The sequence below is a fragment of the Shimia haliotis genome, from assembly GCF_900114415.1.
Classification (GTDB): Bacteria; Pseudomonadota; Alphaproteobacteria; order Rhodobacterales; family Rhodobacteraceae; genus Shimia; species Shimia haliotis.
Genome location: NZ_FOSZ01000001.1, coordinates 460,154 through 476,315 on the forward strand (window position 1 = coordinate 460,154; position 16,162 = coordinate 476,315).

19 protein-coding genes and 1 tRNA gene are annotated in these 16,162 nt (G+C 58.8%); 11 read left to right on the forward strand and 9 right to left on the reverse strand.

Annotated elements, in window-relative coordinates; genetic code table 11:
* Nucleotides 1-29 precede the first annotated feature (29 nt).
* Both BM069_RS02255 and BM069_RS02260 read left to right on the forward strand, forming a co-directional pair.
* The gene (locus BM069_RS02255) at nucleotides 30-1,115 is read left to right on the forward strand and encodes a DUF6902 family protein (protein WP_093319708.1); all 1,086 of its coding nucleotides are present in this window, start codon (nucleotides 30-32) and stop codon (nucleotides 1,113-1,115) included.
* The gene (locus tag BM069_RS02260; protein WP_093319710.1) at nucleotides 1,112-1,993 is read left to right on the forward strand and encodes a DMT family transporter; all 882 of its coding nucleotides are present in this window, start codon (nucleotides 1,112-1,114) and stop codon (nucleotides 1,991-1,993) included. Before BM069_RS02255 ends, BM069_RS02260 begins: the two co-directional genes overlap by 4 nt.
* On the opposite strand, the gene BM069_RS02265 is transcribed toward BM069_RS02260, so the two are convergent.
* The gene (locus BM069_RS02265; protein ID WP_093321240.1) at nucleotides 1,986-2,309 is read right to left on the reverse strand and encodes a HesB/IscA family protein; all 324 of its coding nucleotides are present in this window, start codon (nucleotides 2,307-2,309) and stop codon (nucleotides 1,986-1,988) included. The genes BM069_RS02260 and BM069_RS02265 overlap by 8 nt on opposite strands.
* 93 nt (nucleotides 2,310-2,402) lie before the next feature.
* Between BM069_RS02265 and BM069_RS02270 the strand changes: the two genes are divergently transcribed.
* The 7 genes from BM069_RS02270 (at nucleotide 2,403) to BM069_RS02300 (ending at nucleotide 9,243) form a co-directional block, all read left to right on the forward strand.
* Nucleotides 2,403-3,542, forward strand: coding sequence for a deoxyguanosinetriphosphate triphosphohydrolase (locus BM069_RS02270; RefSeq protein WP_093319712.1), 1,140 nt, complete (start codon nucleotides 2,403-2,405; stop codon nucleotides 3,540-3,542).
* Nucleotides 3,543-3,600: 58 nt separating this feature from the next.
* The gene (gene argS / locus BM069_RS02275; RefSeq protein WP_093319714.1) at nucleotides 3,601-5,343 is read left to right on the forward strand and encodes an arginine--tRNA ligase; all 1,743 of its coding nucleotides are present in this window, start codon (nucleotides 3,601-3,603) and stop codon (nucleotides 5,341-5,343) included.
* Nucleotides 5,344-5,425: 82 nt separating this feature from the next.
* Nucleotides 5,426-6,430, forward strand: coding sequence for an SPOR domain-containing protein (locus tag BM069_RS02280; protein WP_244503501.1), 1,005 nt, complete (start codon nucleotides 5,426-5,428; stop codon nucleotides 6,428-6,430).
* A 7-nt stretch (nucleotides 6,431-6,437) separates the two neighbouring features.
* Entirely contained in the window at nucleotides 6,438-7,421 is a 984-nt protein-coding gene (locus BM069_RS02285) for a glycoside hydrolase family 3 N-terminal domain-containing protein (protein WP_093319717.1), read from the forward strand.
* 12 nt (nucleotides 7,422-7,433) lie between these two features.
* Nucleotides 7,434-8,258 (forward strand): segregation and condensation protein A, encoded by an 825-nt coding sequence (locus tag BM069_RS02290; RefSeq protein ID WP_093319719.1) that lies wholly within the window; start codon nucleotides 7,434-7,436, stop codon nucleotides 8,256-8,258.
* Nucleotides 8,251-8,943 carry an SMC-Scp complex subunit ScpB gene (gene scpB / locus BM069_RS02295; RefSeq protein WP_093319722.1) on the forward strand — a complete coding sequence of 231 codons (693 nt, stop codon included), beginning with the start codon at nucleotides 8,251-8,253 and terminating at the stop codon, nucleotides 8,941-8,943. Before BM069_RS02290 ends, scpB begins: the two co-directional genes overlap by 8 nt.
* Before the next feature lie 87 nt (nucleotides 8,944-9,030).
* Nucleotides 9,031-9,243: a hypothetical protein gene (locus BM069_RS02300; RefSeq protein WP_093319724.1), complete on the forward strand. Its 213-nt coding sequence runs from the start codon at nucleotides 9,031-9,033 to the stop codon at nucleotides 9,241-9,243.
* A 4-nt stretch (nucleotides 9,244-9,247) separates the two neighbouring features.
* On the opposite strand, the gene BM069_RS02305 is transcribed toward BM069_RS02300, so the two are convergent.
* The 8 genes from BM069_RS02305 to BM069_RS02340 all read right to left on the reverse strand — a co-directional run bounded on the left by BM069_RS02305 (nucleotide 9,248) and on the right by BM069_RS02340 (nucleotide 14,736).
* Complete coding sequence (locus tag BM069_RS02305; protein WP_093319727.1) at nucleotides 9,248-10,327, reverse strand: 2'-deoxycytidine 5'-triphosphate deaminase; 1,080 nt, start codon at nucleotides 10,325-10,327, stop codon at nucleotides 9,248-9,250.
* Between the two features lie 58 nt (nucleotides 10,328-10,385).
* Nucleotides 10,386-10,462, reverse strand: a tRNA-Pro gene (locus tag BM069_RS02310).
* A 59-nt stretch (nucleotides 10,463-10,521) separates the two neighbouring features.
* Nucleotides 10,522-11,250: a MerR family transcriptional regulator gene (locus tag BM069_RS19975; RefSeq protein WP_244503502.1), complete on the reverse strand. Its 729-nt coding sequence runs from the start codon at nucleotides 11,248-11,250 to the stop codon at nucleotides 10,522-10,524.
* 20 nt (nucleotides 11,251-11,270) lie between these two features.
* Nucleotides 11,271-11,573: an integration host factor subunit alpha gene (ihfA, locus tag BM069_RS02320; RefSeq protein ID WP_093319729.1), complete on the reverse strand. Its 303-nt coding sequence runs from the start codon at nucleotides 11,571-11,573 to the stop codon at nucleotides 11,271-11,273.
* Nucleotides 11,574-11,714: 141 nt separating this feature from the next.
* The gene (locus BM069_RS02325) at nucleotides 11,715-12,689 is read right to left on the reverse strand and encodes a beta-ketoacyl-ACP synthase III (RefSeq protein WP_093319732.1); all 975 of its coding nucleotides are present in this window, start codon (nucleotides 12,687-12,689) and stop codon (nucleotides 11,715-11,717) included.
* Between the two features lie 22 nt (nucleotides 12,690-12,711).
* The gene (gene plsX / locus BM069_RS02330) at nucleotides 12,712-13,812 is read right to left on the reverse strand and encodes a phosphate acyltransferase PlsX (protein WP_093319734.1); all 1,101 of its coding nucleotides are present in this window, start codon (nucleotides 13,810-13,812) and stop codon (nucleotides 12,712-12,714) included.
* 21 nt (nucleotides 13,813-13,833) lie between these two features.
* Complete coding sequence (gene rpmF / locus BM069_RS02335) at nucleotides 13,834-14,040, reverse strand: 50S ribosomal protein L32 (protein WP_093319737.1); 207 nt, start codon at nucleotides 14,038-14,040, stop codon at nucleotides 13,834-13,836.
* A 138-nt stretch (nucleotides 14,041-14,178) separates the two neighbouring features.
* Nucleotides 14,179-14,736 (reverse strand): YceD family protein, encoded by a 558-nt coding sequence (locus BM069_RS02340; protein WP_093319739.1) that lies wholly within the window; start codon nucleotides 14,734-14,736, stop codon nucleotides 14,179-14,181.
* Nucleotides 14,737-14,815: 79 nt separating this feature from the next.
* Here BM069_RS02340 and BM069_RS02345 point away from each other — a divergent pair, with 79 nt between their 5' ends.
* The gene (locus BM069_RS02345; protein WP_093319742.1) at nucleotides 14,816-15,274 is read left to right on the forward strand and encodes an outer membrane protein assembly factor BamE; all 459 of its coding nucleotides are present in this window, start codon (nucleotides 14,816-14,818) and stop codon (nucleotides 15,272-15,274) included.
* 92 nt (nucleotides 15,275-15,366) lie between these two features.
* Nucleotides 15,367-16,104, forward strand: coding sequence for a GNAT family N-acetyltransferase (locus BM069_RS02350; RefSeq protein ID WP_093319744.1), 738 nt, complete (start codon nucleotides 15,367-15,369; stop codon nucleotides 16,102-16,104).
* The last annotated feature ends 58 nt before the right edge of the window (nucleotides 16,105-16,162 follow it).

Genomic DNA, 16,162 nt, shown 5'->3' on the forward strand with positions numbered 1-16,162 from the left:
GTGGACTGCGGATTTATGGAGGGGAGACCATGTCCAATGTCATCGCATTGCCTGTGCCCAACAGGCGCGCGCCGCAACCGCGGATTTTGAACCGGCTGGCAAGGGGGTTTGCCAGCGAGCGGCGCGGGCCAAATGACGTTTTCTGGCTAAAGGAAAACGCCGAATTTTTGAATGTGACGGAGTCCACTGGTCAAGCCGGTGACTCTGTGATCGCGGCGTATGAAACGTTTTATGCGGAGATCATGGAGCGGATTGCATTCTTCCCGCAGTACTATCGTTTCTTTTTGTCAATTTGTTTTGATTTCGAAGACCTTAAAGGGCGAGGTTCAACCGGTATCGAGTTGGCGAACTGGGTGGCGCAGGCCGGACTTCCCTGTGGGGAGCTCTCGGATTTGCAACGCCTTGAGGCGCGCCGACTGTTGGCGCGACGGGGGGTCAGGATGCCCGAGCTTGGGGCGGAACTGGAGGCGCGTGTGCGCGATTTCATGGGCCGATCTTCGCAGTTTGCGCTGCCCAATAAAAAGATCGCTTATGAGCTGACGCATGCGGTGTTCTATCTGACCGAATATGGTCGCAAGTCGGTGTCATTTGAGGATGCGGTGCTGACGTCATTGGAGTTTGTCGGGCTTTGGGCCTTCATCGAAATGAACGCGGATCTTTTGGCAGAAGTCTGCGTTGCGATGCGGTTTGCCGGACGTCGCCCGCCCGAAATTTGGGAAGGCTGGATTGCGCGGCATTTGCGGAACTTTTCTTTTGCACCGAGCGGCGCAGCTACGCCCGCTGGCGATGATTACCACGAGTTTCTGATGTGCCAATGGAGCCTGATGTGTACGCAGGATGTGCCGCGATTTGAAGCGGCGCCGCCTGTTGGGATTTCTCCTGTCTTCAGGCGGCCTGAGGTATCTGTGGCGCCGTTGCGCGAAATGTCGGAGTGCCTCTTTAGGTTGCAAGGCAATCGCAGCGGCAGGTGGTCGATTATGCGCCCGGTCCTGACGGCAATGATGTCGCCCGAGGCGCAGACGCACCTTGTGGACGCCGAAGCCTCCTCTGCGCGGTTTTCCGAATTCTTTGAGCTGTTTGCCCGCGTTGGGTTTTTGGAGCGCGCAGCGTCATGAGTGCGCGCAAAGAGACAGTGATCGGCGTCATACTGGTGTTGGTATATACGGGTGCGATTTCGCTGGCGGATGCGATCACCAAGCAAATTGCCGGACACTATGAGGCACCGCAATTGTTTGCGGTGTCCGGTCTGGCGGTGGCTGGGCTGTGTCTTGTGGCCGCGCGTCCGGCCGGCCGTGTGCCGCGAACGGACTTTGCTGTGCCCACGGCGGCGCGGTGTGTTCTGGGGGTTTTGGCCTCGCTGGCGTTTTTCCTGGCGTTTCGGTTTTTGCCGTTAGCGGAGGTATTTTTGTTTATCGGCCTGATGCCGATCATCTCGGCGGCGCTGTCAGGGCCTGTTTTGGGCGAGCCGGTGCGGCCTGCGACGTGGGGGGCTTTGGTGATTGGCGGCTTGGGCGTGTTTTTCTTGTTTCCGGCAGGGGTTCACGACATTGGCCCAGGACACGCGATTGCGTTGTTTGCGGCCACAAGCGGGTCTTTGTCGATGGTTCTGTCTCGCTACATTTCCAACCGCGAGAACCGCAGCCTTGCACAAGTGTTCTATCCGAACCTGACCCTGGGGGCCGTCATGTGTCTGGCGTTGCCGCTTGTCTGGCAGCCGATGTCAGCAATGGAGTGGGCGCTGGTCGGGGCCTATTCTCTGGCGCTGTTTGCGGCACGTTGGCTCTGTGTGCTGGCGCTCAAACTGTTGCCGGTTCACGTTGTAACCTTGCTGATGAGCTTGCAGTTTTTGTGGATGGTCTGGCTTGGCAACCGCTTTTTTGGCGAGCAGCCGGGGCTGCACGTCTATGTCGGAGCTGTGGTCGTTGCGGGAGCAGGGGCGGTTTTGGTGATACAGCGCCTGTCGCCGCGTCGCGCAACCGAAGCTGTTACATAGAAAAGCTGGTGCCGCAGCCGCAGGACGAAGTGGCGTTCGGATTGTTGATCACAAAGCGGGCGCCGATCAGTTCTTCGGTGAAGTCGATAACCGCATCCGCCAAAAAGGGCAGGGAGACACTGTCGACCAGCACTTTTTCTCCGGCCCCTTCCAGAACGAGGTCGTCGTCCTTGGGGGTGTCGAGCTTGATTTCGTACTGAAACCCCGAACATCCGCCGCCTTCGACGGCCACGCGCAAGGCCTGACCCTGATCGGAGGCACCGATCTCGGCAAGGCGTTCGAAGGCTCGTTCGGTCACTTTTGGGGGCAGTTGCATGGAGTCACCTGAAAAGTCGCGCATTTGGCCGGTTCAATCCGGCGTCTGTGTGCAATATAGAAAGGCAAAGAACAGGCTACAAGGACCATCGCCATGCGCGCGCCCTATGCCTCCGATCCAAAGACCGCCCGGGGACGGCGGTTTGCGGAGGAGGAAAGCGGGTTTCGCTCCAGCTTTCAGCGGGATCGAGACCGGATTATCCATGCCAGCGCCTTTCGGCGCTTGAAACACAAAACGCAGGTTTTTGTGGAGCATGAGGGCGACTACTTCCGGACGCGCCTGACGCATTCGATCGAAGTTGCACAGGTGGCACGCACCATTGCCGGAGCGCTTGGCCTGAATCAGGAGCTGACCGAAGGGGTGGCGCTGGCTCATGACCTTGGCCACACGCCGTTCGGGCACACGGGTGAGGACGCACTGGACCTGCTGATGAAGCCTTACGGCGGCTTTGATCACAACGCGCAGGCGGTACGGATCGTGACCTCGCTTGAGCGCCACTATGCCGAGTTTGACGGGTTGAACCTGACGTGGGAAACCCTTGAGGGCATTGCAAAACACAATGGTCCGGTGTTGGGGGAGCTGCCTTATGCGCTGGCGGATTATAACGCCGAACACGACCTCGAACTGCACAGCCATGCCAGTGCCGAGGCACAGGTGGCGGCATTGGCTGATGACATTGCCTATAACAACCACGATTTGCACGATGGGCTGCGGGCGGGGCTGTTTGACGAGGACGCGATTTGCGCGCTGCCCATTGTCGGGGCGTGTTTTGAGGTTGTGGACAAAAAATATCCCGGACTCGATCCGATCCGTCGCCGGCACGAAGCGTTGCGACGGGTCTTTGGGGTCATGGTCAGTGATGTGATTGACACCTCCAGTGCCCTGTTGGCGGCAAGTCAGGCGACGTCGGTGGAAGACATTCGCCACCACGGCGCGCCGGTGATCCGGTTTAGCGACGCGGTGTGGGCCGATCTGAAAGTGATCCGCGCCTTTTTGTTCACCCGCATGTATCGCGCGCCGTCGGTGGTCAAGATGCGCGAAAAGGTGACTGTGGTGGTCAACGATTTGTTCCCGCTCTTTATGTCGGATCCGCTTTTGCTACCTGAGCGTTGGCATGAGGATTTGAAGGGCTGCGACACAGAAACCGCCGTGGCCCGCAAAGTGTCGGACTATATTTCGGGCATGACCGACCGCTATGCTTTGGAGCAGCACGCGCGTCTGTTTGCCAAGTGACATTGACGTGACAGCGATTGGTGGTAAACCCCACGCAAACCGATAAAGGACAGGTCAGATGAACCTCTTCACCGAGATGCGCGCACTGGTGATTGATGCGCTGGAAGCGATGCAAGCCGAGGGCGTGTTGCCGGACGGGCTTGATTTCAAAAACGTGGCCGTCGAGCCGCCGCGCGATCCGTTGCATGGCGATATGGCGACCAATGCCGCAATGGTGCTGGCGAAACCTGCGAAAATGAAGCCGCGCGACATCGCGGATACGCTGGCAGGCAAGCTGGCGGAAGATGCCCGCGTCGAGGTGGCCGAAGTGGCCGGCCCCGGGTTCTTGAACATGCGCCTGTCTGCAACCTTGTGGCAGGGTGTGGTCAAGGCCGCGCTTGAAGGCGGCAAGGATTTTGGCCGCTCGGACATGGGTGCGGGCAAAAAAGTGAACGTGGAGTATGTTTCGGCCAACCCGACAGGCCCGCTGCATGTGGGGCACACCCGCGGCGCGGTTTTTGGCGATGCGCTGGCCAGCCTGCTGGATTTTGTCGGCTATGACGTGACGCGTGAATACTACATCAACGATGGTGGCGGTCAGGTCGACGTGCTCGCGCGGTCTGTGTATCTGCGTTATCTCGAGGCGCATGGTCAGGACGTGGCGTTTGAGGACGGCACCTATCCCGGCGACTATCTGGTGCCGGTCGGCGAGGCCCTGAAGGACAAGGTGGGTGACGCCTATGTTGGCAAGGGCGAGGACGTCTGGCTGGCGGATGTGCGTCTGTTTGCAACGGACGCGATGATGGATTTGATCCGTGCCGACTTGAAGGCGTTGGGTGTGGAGATGGATGTCTTCTTCTCCGAAAAGTCGCTTTATGGTACGGGCCGGATCGAAGGCGCACTGGAGTCTTTGGAGAGCAAGGGACTGATTTATGAGGGCGTGCTGGAGCCGCCCAAAGGGAAGAAACCGGAAGATTGGGAGCCCCGCGAACAGACGCTGTTCCGGTCTACCGATCATGGCGATGATGTCGACCGTCCGGTGAAAAAATCCGACGGCAGCTGGACCTATTTCGCGCCCGATATCGCCTATCATTATGACAAGGTGTCGCGCGGCTTTGACGAGTTGATCGATGTGTTCGGTGCGGACCACGGCGGCTATGTCAAACGTATGAAAGCGGCGGTTTCGGCGCTGTCAGATGGCAAGGTGTCTCTGGATATCAAGCTGACGCAGTTGGTGAAGTTGTTCAAAAACGGCGAGCCGTTCAAGATGTCCAAACGTGCCGGCACATTTGTGACGCTGCGCGATGTGGTGGATCAGGTCGGCGCGGATGTGACCCGTTTTGTGATGCTGACGCGCAAAAACGATGCGCCGCTGGATTTCGATTTCGACAAGGTGCTGGAGCAGTCCAAAGACAACCCTGTTTTCTATGTGCAATACGCCCATGCGCGGGTGTGTTCGGTGATCCGTAAGGCAGAAGAGGCCGGTATTGCGGCGGGTGACGAGGTTTTGTCGGCTGCGGATTTTGCCCTGCTGGATCACGAAGCGGAAATCACCGTGGCCAAGAAGATCGCGGAATGGCCGCGTCTGGTGGAAATCGCCGGACGCACCAACGAGCCGCATAGGGTTGCCTTCTATCTTTACGAGCTGGCGAGCGAGCTGCACGGGTTGTGGAACAAAGGCAATGACGACAATTCGTTGCGCTTTATTCAGGACAACGTCGCGACTTCGCAGGCGAAAATTGCACTGGCACGCTCCGTGGCCGTTGTTATTTCCGCAGGTCTTGGTATTCTGGGCGTAACTCCGGCGCAGGAGATGCGGTAGTCAAGCTGCACGTCGCCGGTTTTTGAGGAACTAGGCAAGACGACCCCACCGGCAACGTACCGGCGTGGGCAGCGAGGCAAACATGGCAGACTATCCCGTGGATGGTATGATTGGGCGCGAGGTCACTCGCCCTGTTGATGCGGCGTATGATGAGCCGGCAGGCGGCAACGGCGCAGCCAGTCTTGTAAATCGGGCTGGTGGGCTTGTGTCCATCGGTTTGGTGATCGGGGCTTGCGTTTGGGGCTACCAGATCCTGTCGCGCGATGTGAGCGGTGTGCCTGTCGTGCGCGCGCTGGAAGGTCCGATGCGCATTCAGCCCGACGATCCGGGTGGATCACAGGCAGATCATCAGGGATTGGCTGTGAACAGTGTGGCTGCCCAAGGGTCGGCCGCAGCGCCTGCGGATCGACTGGTGGTCGCGCCCCCGCCGATTTCGATTGATACAGAGACCCCGAGAACGCGAGCAACGGTTGTGCCGCAGGTACAGGCAGACGCGTTGCAGGAAATCGAAGTGGCCGCGGCCGCGCCGATTGTGGCGCCTGAGCCGATTGATGCCACGAAACCCCTGAGCGTCGAAGAACTGGCCGCCCAGCTGGCCGCGGGTGCAACCCCTTTGAGCAGCGCGAGCACACAGAGTGAGCCCGTGAAGGTGTCGCTGACCGCAGTGGATCAGGCCGTGCAGGAAGCGGCAAAAGAGACAAAGCCAGAAATCAAGGGCGGGCTGAAACGGTCCTTGCGGCCAATGCTGCGCCCTGCGGACCTGACGAGCCGTACGGCGTCGGCATCGCCCACAGTTGATGTGGCGCCCAAAACCATGGATGCGGCCGACATTCCGGCCGGCACACGTATGGTTCAGCTTGGCGCATTTGCCAGCCCCGAGATCGCGGCCAAGGAATGGGACAAGCTGCTGGGCCGGTTTGATGCCTATCTTGGCGGCAAAACCCGTGTGATCCAAAAGGCATCAAGCGGTGGGCGGACGTTCTATCGTTTGCGTGCGATGGGCTTTGCCGATGTATCTGATGCGCGCCGTCTGTGTTCCGCGCTGAAGGCAGAGAACGCGGATTGTATTCCTGTAACCACACGGTGAGTTTGTGATGGCCCGCTTTGGCGCAACAATTTTTGGCTGTGAGGGCCTGCGGCTGAGCGAAGAGGAGAAGGCGTTCTTTCGAGATGCCTGTCCCTTCGGGTTTATCCTGTTTGCCCGAAATATCGAGACCGCAGATCAGGTGCGGGCGTTGTGCGAAGAGCTGCGCGCTTGTGTCGATCATCACGCGCCGATCCTGATTGATCAGGAAGGCGGACGTGTACAGCGGTTCCGCGCGCCACTGGCCACCGAATTTGTGCCGCCTCTGGATCAGGTCGCCTCGGCAGGGAAGAATGCAGAGCGGGCGATGTATCTGCGCTATCGCATCATTGCCCATGAGTTGCTGGCGGTGGGCGTAGACGCCAATTGCGCGCCGATGGTGGATGTGGCCAATGCGGCGACGCATCCGTTTCTGAAAAACCGCTGCTACGGCGAAGATCCGGCGCAGATTGCCCGCATCGGGCGGGCCGTGGCAAACGGGCTTTTGGATGGCGGTGTGCTGCCTGTGGTCAAACACATGCCCGGGCATGGTCGGACTTTGGTGGACAGCCATTTTGATTTGCCGACCGTGACCGCGACCGAGGCAGAGCTTGAGGTGGATTTTCTGCCGTTTGAGGCGCTCAATGACCTGCCCATGGGCATGACCGGACATCTGGTGTTCACCGCCTTTGATGATCAGCCCGCAACAACATCGGCAAAGATGATGGGCCTGATCCGCGAAAAGATCGGCTTTGGCGGTCTGATCATGACCGACGACATCAATATGAAGGCCTTGCAGGGATCGCTGAGCGATCTGTCGCGTGCCAGCATAGCGGCGGGCTGTGACGTGGTTTTGCACTGCAACGGCGAACTGGCTGAGATGCTGGAGGTCGCACGGGCAGCGGGAGAGATGACGGACGCGGGGCAAACGCGGGCCGAGGCGGCTCTGGCGATGCGCAAAACGCCTGAAACTGTTGACATCAAGGCGCTGGCTGACGAACTTAAGACGTTCTAAGCAGGCGGGGACATGGCCGAAAACCTTTTTGATCACGCGGCACCGGAAGGTGAGGATGCGCTTGTTGGTGGCGTGTCGGTGGCCGAACGCCTTGCGGCGGAAGCCTTGATCATTGACGTGGACGGGTTTGAGGGGCCGCTGGACCTTTTGTTGACGCTGTCGCGCACGCAGAAAGTGGACCTACGGAAAATCTCAATTTTGCATCTGGCGCAGCAATATCTGGCGTTTGTCGAAAAGGCTAAGGCGTTGCGGCTTGAGTTGGCGGCGGATTATCTGGTGATGGCGGCTTGGCTGGCGTTTTTGAAATCGCGACTGCTTTTGCCACCCGATCCAACCGAAGAGGGGCCGTCGGGCGAAGAGTTGGCGGCGCATCTGGCGTTTCAGCTGGAACGCTTGCAGGCGATGCGAGATGCGGCAGCCAAGTTGATGGCGCGCGACCGTCTGGGGCGGGACTTTTTCGCCCGTGGGGTGCCTGAAAAGATGGAGCGCGTGCGGCGCGTGACCTATTCAGCGACGCTTCTGGATTTGATGCAGGGCTATGCGCGACTGCGCACGCGGGACGAGTTCCGGCCTTTTGTCATGGACCGCGAGTCGGTCTTTACCATGGAAGAAGCACTTGAGCGGATGCGCGGGCTGATCGGCTTTGCCGGCACGTGGACGGATATTCTGAGCTATTTGCCACAAGGCTGGGAAACGGACCCGGTCAAGCGGCGCTCGGCCACGGCGGCGACTTTTGCGGCGTCGCTGGAGTTGGCCAAAGAGGGCAAAGTGTTCATCCGACAGACAGAGACATTCGCACCCATTGAAGTGCGGCGACGGGACGACAGGCATGACTGAGGAAAACGACGAGAAGATCGAGGCGCAAGAGCCTGAGGAAAAAGAAGAAAGCTTGTTTGAAGCGCCGCCCATGGGCGAGCAGGAACGGATGTGTGAGGCGCTGCTTTTTGCCTCGACCGAACCGATGAGCATCAAGGAAATGAACGCGCGCATGCCACATGGTTGCGACGCGGCGGAGGCGCTGGTGCATCTGCGCAAGCGCTATGAGGGACGCGGCGTGCATCTGGTAAAGGTCGGGGACAACTGGGCGATGCGCACGGCGGGGGATCTGGGGTTTCTGATGCAGAAAGAAACCGTGGAAACACGCAAGCTGAGCCGCGCGGCGATCGAGACATTGGCGATTATCGCGTATCACCAACCGGTTACGAGAGCGGAAATCGAAGAAATCCGCGGGGTAAGCGTCAGCCGTGGCACGGTGGACCAATTGCTGGAAATGGAATGGATTCGCTTTGGTCGCCGCAAGATGACGCCAGGGCGACCGGTCACGTTTGTGGTCACATCCGAGTTTCTCGACCACTTCGGTTTGGCCAGTGCCCGCGACCTGCCGGGTCTGAAGGAACTGCGTGCTGCGGGGCTTCTGGAGAACCGGCCACCTCCGGGGAGCATGCCGATTGGCGGGCGGGATGAGGATGACGAGGATGACGACGAGGTCATCGAAGGTCAGTCCGAAATGTTCGAAGATTGAGGACAATCAGCGCGTCACACGCGCGCTGGCCTTAAATTGGGCACAATTGCCGCCTATATTTCCCGAAGGTAGATTGGGAGCAGTGGCATGAGCATCGACAGAATTATCAATATGATTGTGCGTCAGATCACCCGCCGTGCGGTGAATGGCGGCATCAACGCTGGCGTAAATGCGGTGTCTGGCAAAGGTCGCAAACAGGCGCAAAACGGCGGTGGGCAGGGGCGCCCGAAACACGGTCAGAACGGCGCAAAACAGGCCAAACAGGCCATGCGCATGATGCGCCGCATGAACAAGTTCTAAAACATCATACGCTTTTGAAATGCTTGGAAAGTTTCAGGCCCTGACCCTGATAGTTTGAGGCGATGCCCGCACCGTAAAGCTGTTCGGGCACGTCTGCCATGCGTTCATAGACCAACCGCCCCACAACCTGACCATGTTCCAGAACAAATGGCGCTTCGTGGCATCGCACCTCTAGCACTCCGCGTGAGCCTGTGCCTCCGGCGGCGTCATGTCCGAACCCAGGATCAAAAAAGCCCGCGTAGTGGACGCGGAATTCCCCGACCATGGCCAAAAACGGAGCCATTTCCGCGGCATAGGCGGGCGGAATATGCACAGCTTCGCGGCTGACGAGGATATAGAATGCTCCGGGATCAAGGATGATCTTGCCGTCAGAGGCGTGCAGTTCTTCCCAGTAGTCGGCAGGGTCGTAGTGACCGATGTTGTCGAGATCGATGACGCCTGTGTGAGGCTTCGCGCGATAGCCCACAAGCGTGCCGTTGTCCGGCTTGAGATCGACGGAAAAGCCGAGACCGTCGTCAATCACCGCGTCGTCGCCGTCCACCAGCGGGCTGCGGTCATGCAGCGTGCGCAGATCGGCGTCGGACAGGATGCTCTGTCCGGCACGAAAGCGGATTTGGTTCAGGCGCATTCCGGGGCGGACCAGCACAGAGAAGCTGCGCGGACAGATTTCCGCATAAAGCGGGCCGTGATATCCGGGCGCGATGCGGTCAAATTCGGTGCCGCCATCGGTGATGGTGCGGGTCAACAGATCAAGGCGGCCGGTGGAGCTTTTGGCGTTTGCGACGGCTTGAACGGTGTCGGGCAGGGCAAGGCTTTCCATCAGCGGAACCACATAGACGCAGCCCTTTTCCAGCACCGCGCCATTGGTGAGGTCGATGCGGTGCATCTCAAATTCCGACAGCCGGTCGGCGACTGTCCGGTCATGTCCGGAAAGAAAAGAGGCGCGCACGCGATAGGCGACGGTGCCCAGTCGCAGATCAAGCGACGCCGGCTGAACCTGTCCCTCAACGGGCGGATGCGTGACGGCGATCTCGCCGGATGTCAGCATGTTTTCAATGGTTTGGCTGGGCAATACGCCGGTCATGTAACATTCTCCGGATGCAAAAAACGCCCGGGCCTTGCGGCACACGGGCGATTTTTAGTGGTCGGGCTAGCAGGACTCGAACCTGCGACCTTCCGTCCCCCAGACGGACGCGCTACCAGGCTGCGCCATAGCCCGACGATGGGCTGTTCATAACGAAATTGCGGGCGGGGGCAAGTCAAAAATCGCAACTTTTCTCACGCCTGCGTGGTTTCCTGTGTCACCGCGTAAAGCGCGGCAAAACGGGCGGCAAGGGCGGCGGCGTTTTCAGCCTGCGCAGGGTGGATATGCGTGGCAAAGCGCATGTTGCACAGGAAATCTTCGAGCACTTCGTCGTTTGTGCCGCTGTCTGCTGGCCCGCTCACAGCTTCGCCGTCGGCACCGTCATCATCCTGAGAGACGGCCGCGTCGTCGCGGTCGGGTGTTTCGGCGGCTGCTTGCGCGGGTTCGGTGGCTTCAGGTTGGGTGTCCGGCTCAGGCGGGACGTCCTCGTGACGCGACTCGGTGTCCTCGGCTGCTGTTGTCGGGGCCTGCTCTTGCAGCGCATCAAACAAGGACAAAGTCTGCGCGGTGTCCTCTTGTTGGGGCGCGGCAGGCGCAGTTTCTTCCGGCGCGGGCGGGACAGGAGTTGCCTCTATCGTGCTATCTTCGTCGAGGGCCTGAGACAGGGAGGAGACATGTTTGATGCCTTCTTCGCGCAGGAGCTTTTGCGCGCCCTTGATGGTCAGACCGTCGTCATGAAGAAGTTTCTTGATACCGCCGAGCAGGAGCATGTCCTGACGGCGGTAGTAGCGGCGGCCACCGGCGCGTTTTACGGGTTTCACCTGGGTAAATTTGCTTTCCCAGAACCGCAACACATGCGCCTGAATGTCGAGCCACTCGGCGACTTCGCTGATCGTGCGAAACGCATCGCGGGATTTGGCCATAATTGCCGCCTTTTACGCTTTTACTTTTTGTTGCCAGCGGCAACGCGGTCTTTCATCAAGTGTGATGGTCGGAAGGTCAACACGCGACGCGGGTTGATTGGAACCTCTTCGCCGGTTTTGGGGTTGCGCCCGACGCGGGCCGCCTTGTCGCGCACACTAAAGGTGCCGAAAGAGGAAATCTTGACCTGTTCGCCGCGCACAAGCGCGTCAGACATATGGTTGAGCACGCTCTCAACAAGTTGGGCCGAGTCATTGCGGGACAGGCCCACCTCTCGGAAAACCGCTTCGCTCAGATCCATGCGGGTCAACGTCTTGCCGGTCATCTTCTCCCCCTTTTTTTCACTGTATTCCAAGAGAATAGGGGCAAGGGAATTTCCGAGTCAATGACAAGAAACCAAGCCTGAGCGATTATCTGCACGTTTTCACAATGGGTTAGGGGGTGTTTTGGGAGTGAACTGGTGTTTTTACCAGCGCAACACAACCGCCCCCCATGCCAGACCACCGCCGATGGCCTCTGCCACGAGGAGGTCACCTTTCTTGATTTTGCCTTCCGCAACGCCCACAGACATCGCCAAGGGAATAGAGGCTGCGGAGGTGTTGCCGTGATCCTGAACGGTCACAATCACACGATCCATTGGCACCCCAAGTTTCTTGGCGGTGCCTTGAATGATGCGGATATTGGCCTGATGCGGCACGATCCAATCCACGGCGTCATCGTCCAGTCCGACTTTGGTCAGCGCGGTGTGGGCGGTTGAGGTAAGTTTCTCAACCGCTTGACGGAAAAGGGCATTTCCCTGCATGCGCAGTTTGCCGGAGGTGCCTGTGGAGCTGACTCCGCCATCCACATAGAGCATGTCGCGGTAGCGGCCGTCGCTGTTGAGATCGCTGGACAAAACTCCGCGGTCGGCGTTGGTTCCGTCGCCTTCCTGAGCCTCAAGGATCAAGGCGCCGGCCCCGTCGCCAAAGAGCACACAGGTGGCGCGGTCGGTCCAGTCCATGATCCGCGAGAAGGTTTCGGCACCAATGACAAGCACGCGCTTGGCCTGTCCGGAGACAACCAGCGCGTTGGCATTGGTGAGAGCAAAAGTGAAACCGGCGCAGACAGCCTGCACGTCAAAGCCAAAGCCGCGGGTCATGCCGATTTTTTCCTGAATCATCGTCGCCACGGAGGGAAATGTCAGGTCAGGTGTGGAAGTTGCAACCACCAGCGCGTCGATGTCATCGGGGTCAAGGCCCGCATTCTTGAGCGCGGATTGGGCTGCTTTGGCGCCAAGCATCGAGGTGGTTTCGTCCTCGGCGGCGAAATGGCGGCGCTCGATGCCCGAACGGGAGCGAATCCACTCGTCGCTAGTATCGAGGTTTTTCTCAAATTCCGAGTTTGGAACGACGCGTTCCGGCAAATAGTGGCCAACGCCAATCACTACGGCGCGTGTCGTCATATGGGTGCCTAGCTTTTTTGTTTTATTTGTTGTCGTCGGTGGTCGACGTAGGGTCATCTTGGGGCAGGGATACAGCGGATGCAACCCGTGCCGCAAGCCTTTCTGAGAAGCCGGACTGTCCAAGTTTGGTGGCAAGCTTGACCGCAGCGCTGACTCCGGTGGCGTCGGACGATCCATGGCCCTTGACCACGGTGCCGTTCAGGCCGAGGAACACACCGCCGTTGACGCGGCGGGGGTCGATGCGTTTGTTCAGCCGGTTGAGCGAGGTATAGGCCATCAGCGCAGCAAGGCGCGACAGAGGCGAATACTTAAAGGCTTCTCGAAGCCGGGCGCCGATGAGGCTGGCGGTGCCTTCTCCGGTTTTGAGAGCCACGTTGCCGGTAAACCCGTCGGTGACGATCACGTCCGCCTTGTCGCCCGGAATATCGGTGCCTTCGACAAAACCGACGAAGTCGAAGTTCGCGTTCTCGGCGTTCTTTTCGATCAGGTCGTGCGCGGTTTTGAGTTCGGGGCGCCCTTTGAATTCTTCTGTGCCAACATTGAGCAGGCCAACGCGGGGGCGGGTGAGCTCCATACCGTTGCGTGCGTAAGACGCCCCCATCAGCGCGTATTGCAGGAGATCTTTTTCATCGGCGCTGATGTCGGCACCGACGTCGAGCATGATGTTGAACCCCTGCGGGTTGCGAGAGGGCCACAACACAGCGATGGCCGGACGGTTCACGCCGGGCAGTTTGCGCAGGCGCACCACCGACAGCATCATCAACGCGCCGGTATTGCCGCAGCTCACGCAGGCCGAAGCCTCGCCGTTGCGCACCGAATCGATGGCGGACCACATCGAAGTGGTTTTGCCCTGACGCATGACTTGTGTGGGTTTGGCATCCATCGAGGCCACATCCGGCGCATCGCGAAACTCGACTCGGCCTTCAAGATTGCGCTTCTTGGCAACAAGACGGCGCAGCTTGTCCTCGGGACCATGCAGGATGAAGGAGATGTCGGGATTTTTCTTCGCAGAAAGCGAAATGCCGGCAACTACTGCTGCCGGCCCGCGATCGCCACCCATGGCGTCAACTGAGATAACCGTGCGCCCGGAGTCCGCGTTTGCTGATGAAGTCAAACCTGACATGCGGGCGCAAATCTCAGTATATTAAGCTGCGTCTTCGTCCAGGTCGACGTCGTCAACCATGGCAACGACTTCGCGGTCGTCATAGTGGCCGCAGGACGCGCAAACGTGGTGAGGGCGCTTCAGCTCGCCACAGTTGGGGCATTCATTTGGGTTGCCGGCAACCAGGGCGTCATGTGCGCGACGGTTGTTGCGGCGCGATTTCGATACTTTGTTCTGCTGGACAGCCATTGTCGCAACCTTCGATTTACTGGGGCGTGGTGCCCGTTTCCGTGAGCGTCTCGGGCAGATACAAGCATCGCGTACCCGAGTCGACATGAATTCCTAATGAGCGCGCGAAAATACTGCTATTTTTACGCAGCGCAAGCCCTATTCGTCGTCCGACGACCCAAGTTTATCCCGAAAGGCGGCGAGCGACGCAAAAGGTTTTGCTTCTTCGTCGGTCATGGCCTTTTTTCCCGGCTCAGTAAAGGCTGTTGTGTCCATTTCTGCATCTGTTGTGCGCGGAAACAGCGGAAGATTGAGGGCGAGTGCTTCAAAAAGCACATCTGCGATGTTGATTTCGCTGCCGAGCTGCTCTGCGTTTTCGTCCTCCGGCATTTCGACTTCTTCGTCTTCGCCATATTCAGGCATTTGCGACAGATAGTGGCGCAAGACAGTGGCCTCGATCCGTGTTGTCACAGGATCAAGGGTAACGACGCAGGGTTGGACCACTGTGGCGCCAAGGCGCGCGGTGAGTGTCCAATCGCTTTGGCCTGCGGCCTTGATCTCGCCTGTTAAGTGTACCTTGCGCAGATCAAGCAGATCGAGATTGCCCGCGATGGTTGCCAACTCCGATTTGGAGGGGCGCACCTCAAAGGCGGTGGGCTGATTTTGCGCCAGAGTGCGGACTTTGAAGATGGGGCCGTTTTCTGTGGGGTTTGTCATGAGCTTACATTCTTGAACCGATGGCGTTCATTCTGTAAGCGAGATAGAAGGCAGCACAAGCCAACACAAGAGGGCAGGTATGGCACGAGGCAATAAAGCGATCAAATATGCGGTTCTGGGTGTCTTGTTGGCAACCAGCGTGGCTTGCACCACACGCTATCGCAATCATGGCTATGTTCCGACCGCATCCGAAATCGACGAAATCGCGCTTGGTGTCGATACAAGAGACACCATTGCCGACGCCATCGGGTCGCCCACGGCCACCGGCATGTTGTCTGACAGTTCTTATGTATATGTGCGCACTAAAGTGAAGCACTATGGACCGCGCGAACCCGAAGTGGTCGAGCGTCAAGTTGTGTCAATCGATTTTGACACGCGGGGTGTGGCGCGCAATATCGAGTATTATGCTCTGGAGGACGGGCAGGCGGTTCCGCTGGCGCGGCGCATCACCGACAATGGCATTCAATCGAGCGGGTTCCTGCGACAGCTGCTGGCCAACATCGGCAACTTTGATCCTTCGACCATCACGTCAAACTAAGGCCTGACGCCGTCGAAATGTGCGCAAATTGTCGTTCGGATGTCGGTGCTGCTCTGCTATAGTGGGGCGGCAATGTCTGGAATGTGCTTGCTATGGTGACTCTTGAAAAAGGCCGATATTTCACGCGGATAGCGGAAACCGAGGCGGATCTGCAAGCGGCGCAGAAACTGCGGCATCTGGCATTTTTCGGCGGCGATGGCAGTGCCCTTGAGGCGGATGTTTTTGACAGGGAGTGTCGGCACATTCTGGTCCATGACCGTCAGAGCGGCTCGGTGATCTGTTGTTTCCGGTTTTTGCACCTCAGTGGCGGGCATGAAATCGACCGGAGTTATTCGGCGCAGTTTTACGAGCTGAGCGCGTTGCGCGACTTCGACCGGCCGATGATCGAGCTGGGCCGGTTCTGCATACATCCAGATTGGACAGATCCTGACATTTTGCGCGTGGCTTGGGGCGCGTTGACGTCTTACGTGGATGAAGCGGGCGTCGAGATGTTGTTTGGTTGCTCTTCCTTTGAGGGCACGGACAAGGGGCACTATCTGGATGCTTTTGCCATGTTGCGGGACCGCCATATGGCGCCGCCATGTTGGCGGCCGAAGGTCAAATCGCCGAATGTGTTCCGGTTTGCGTCCCGATTGCGCAGAAAGCCGAATCTGAAGCTGGCGCAATTGCGGATGCCGCCGCTGTTGCGCACCTATCTGATGATGGGCGGCTGGGTGAGCGATCATGCGGTGGTGGATCAGAAAATGAACACGATGCATGTCTTTACTGGTTTGGAAATAAAAGAAATTCCTCCAGCGCGAAAGCGTCTTTTGCGCGCGATTTGCGCATAGTTTCCGAGCTGTTGGTGGGGGTATTTACGGCCAGAAAGACGCTGCTTGGTTGACGGGC

Bases quoted from the DNA above. Each gene is read 5' to 3' on its own strand.
- BM069_RS02255 (WP_093319708.1), top strand. From the start codon at position 30: ATGTCCAATGTCATCGCATTGCCTGTGCCCAACAGGCGCGCGCCGCAA.
- BM069_RS02260 (WP_093319710.1), top strand. From the start codon at position 1,112: ATGAGTGCGCGCAAAGAGACAGTGATCGGCGTCATACTGGTGTTGGTA.
- BM069_RS02265 (WP_093321240.1), bottom strand. From the start codon at position 2,309: ATGCAACTGCCCCCAAAAGTGACCGAACGAGCCTTCGAACGCCTTGCC.
- BM069_RS02270 (WP_093319712.1), top strand. From the start codon at position 2,403: ATGCGCGCGCCCTATGCCTCCGATCCAAAGACCGCCCGGGGACGGCGG.
- argS (WP_093319714.1), top strand. From the start codon at position 3,601: ATGAACCTCTTCACCGAGATGCGCGCACTGGTGATTGATGCGCTGGAA.
- BM069_RS02280 (WP_244503501.1), top strand. From the start codon at position 5,426: ATGGCAGACTATCCCGTGGATGGTATGATTGGGCGCGAGGTCACTCGC.
- BM069_RS02285 (WP_093319717.1), top strand. From the start codon at position 6,438: ATGGCCCGCTTTGGCGCAACAATTTTTGGCTGTGAGGGCCTGCGGCTG.
- BM069_RS02290 (WP_093319719.1), top strand. From the start codon at position 7,434: ATGGCCGAAAACCTTTTTGATCACGCGGCACCGGAAGGTGAGGATGCG.
- scpB (WP_093319722.1), top strand. From the start codon at position 8,251: ATGACTGAGGAAAACGACGAGAAGATCGAGGCGCAAGAGCCTGAGGAA.
- BM069_RS02300 (WP_093319724.1), top strand. From the start codon at position 9,031: ATGAGCATCGACAGAATTATCAATATGATTGTGCGTCAGATCACCCGC.
- BM069_RS02305 (WP_093319727.1), bottom strand. From the start codon at position 10,327: ATGACCGGCGTATTGCCCAGCCAAACCATTGAAAACATGCTGACATCC.
- BM069_RS19975 (WP_244503502.1), bottom strand. From the start codon at position 11,250: ATGGCCAAATCCCGCGATGCGTTTCGCACGATCAGCGAAGTCGCCGAG.
- ihfA (WP_093319729.1), bottom strand. From the start codon at position 11,573: ATGACCGGCAAGACGTTGACCCGCATGGATCTGAGCGAAGCGGTTTTC.
- BM069_RS02325 (WP_093319732.1), bottom strand. From the start codon at position 12,689: ATGACGACACGCGCCGTAGTGATTGGCGTTGGCCACTATTTGCCGGAA.
- plsX (WP_093319734.1), bottom strand. From the start codon at position 13,812: ATGTCAGGTTTGACTTCATCAGCAAACGCGGACTCCGGGCGCACGGTT.
- rpmF (WP_093319737.1), bottom strand. From the start codon at position 14,040: ATGGCTGTCCAGCAGAACAAAGTATCGAAATCGCGCCGCAACAACCGT.
- BM069_RS02340 (WP_093319739.1), bottom strand. From the start codon at position 14,736: ATGACAAACCCCACAGAAAACGGCCCCATCTTCAAAGTCCGCACTCTG.
- BM069_RS02345 (WP_093319742.1), top strand. From the start codon at position 14,816: ATGGCACGAGGCAATAAAGCGATCAAATATGCGGTTCTGGGTGTCTTG.
- BM069_RS02350 (WP_093319744.1), top strand. From the start codon at position 15,367: ATGGTGACTCTTGAAAAAGGCCGATATTTCACGCGGATAGCGGAAACC.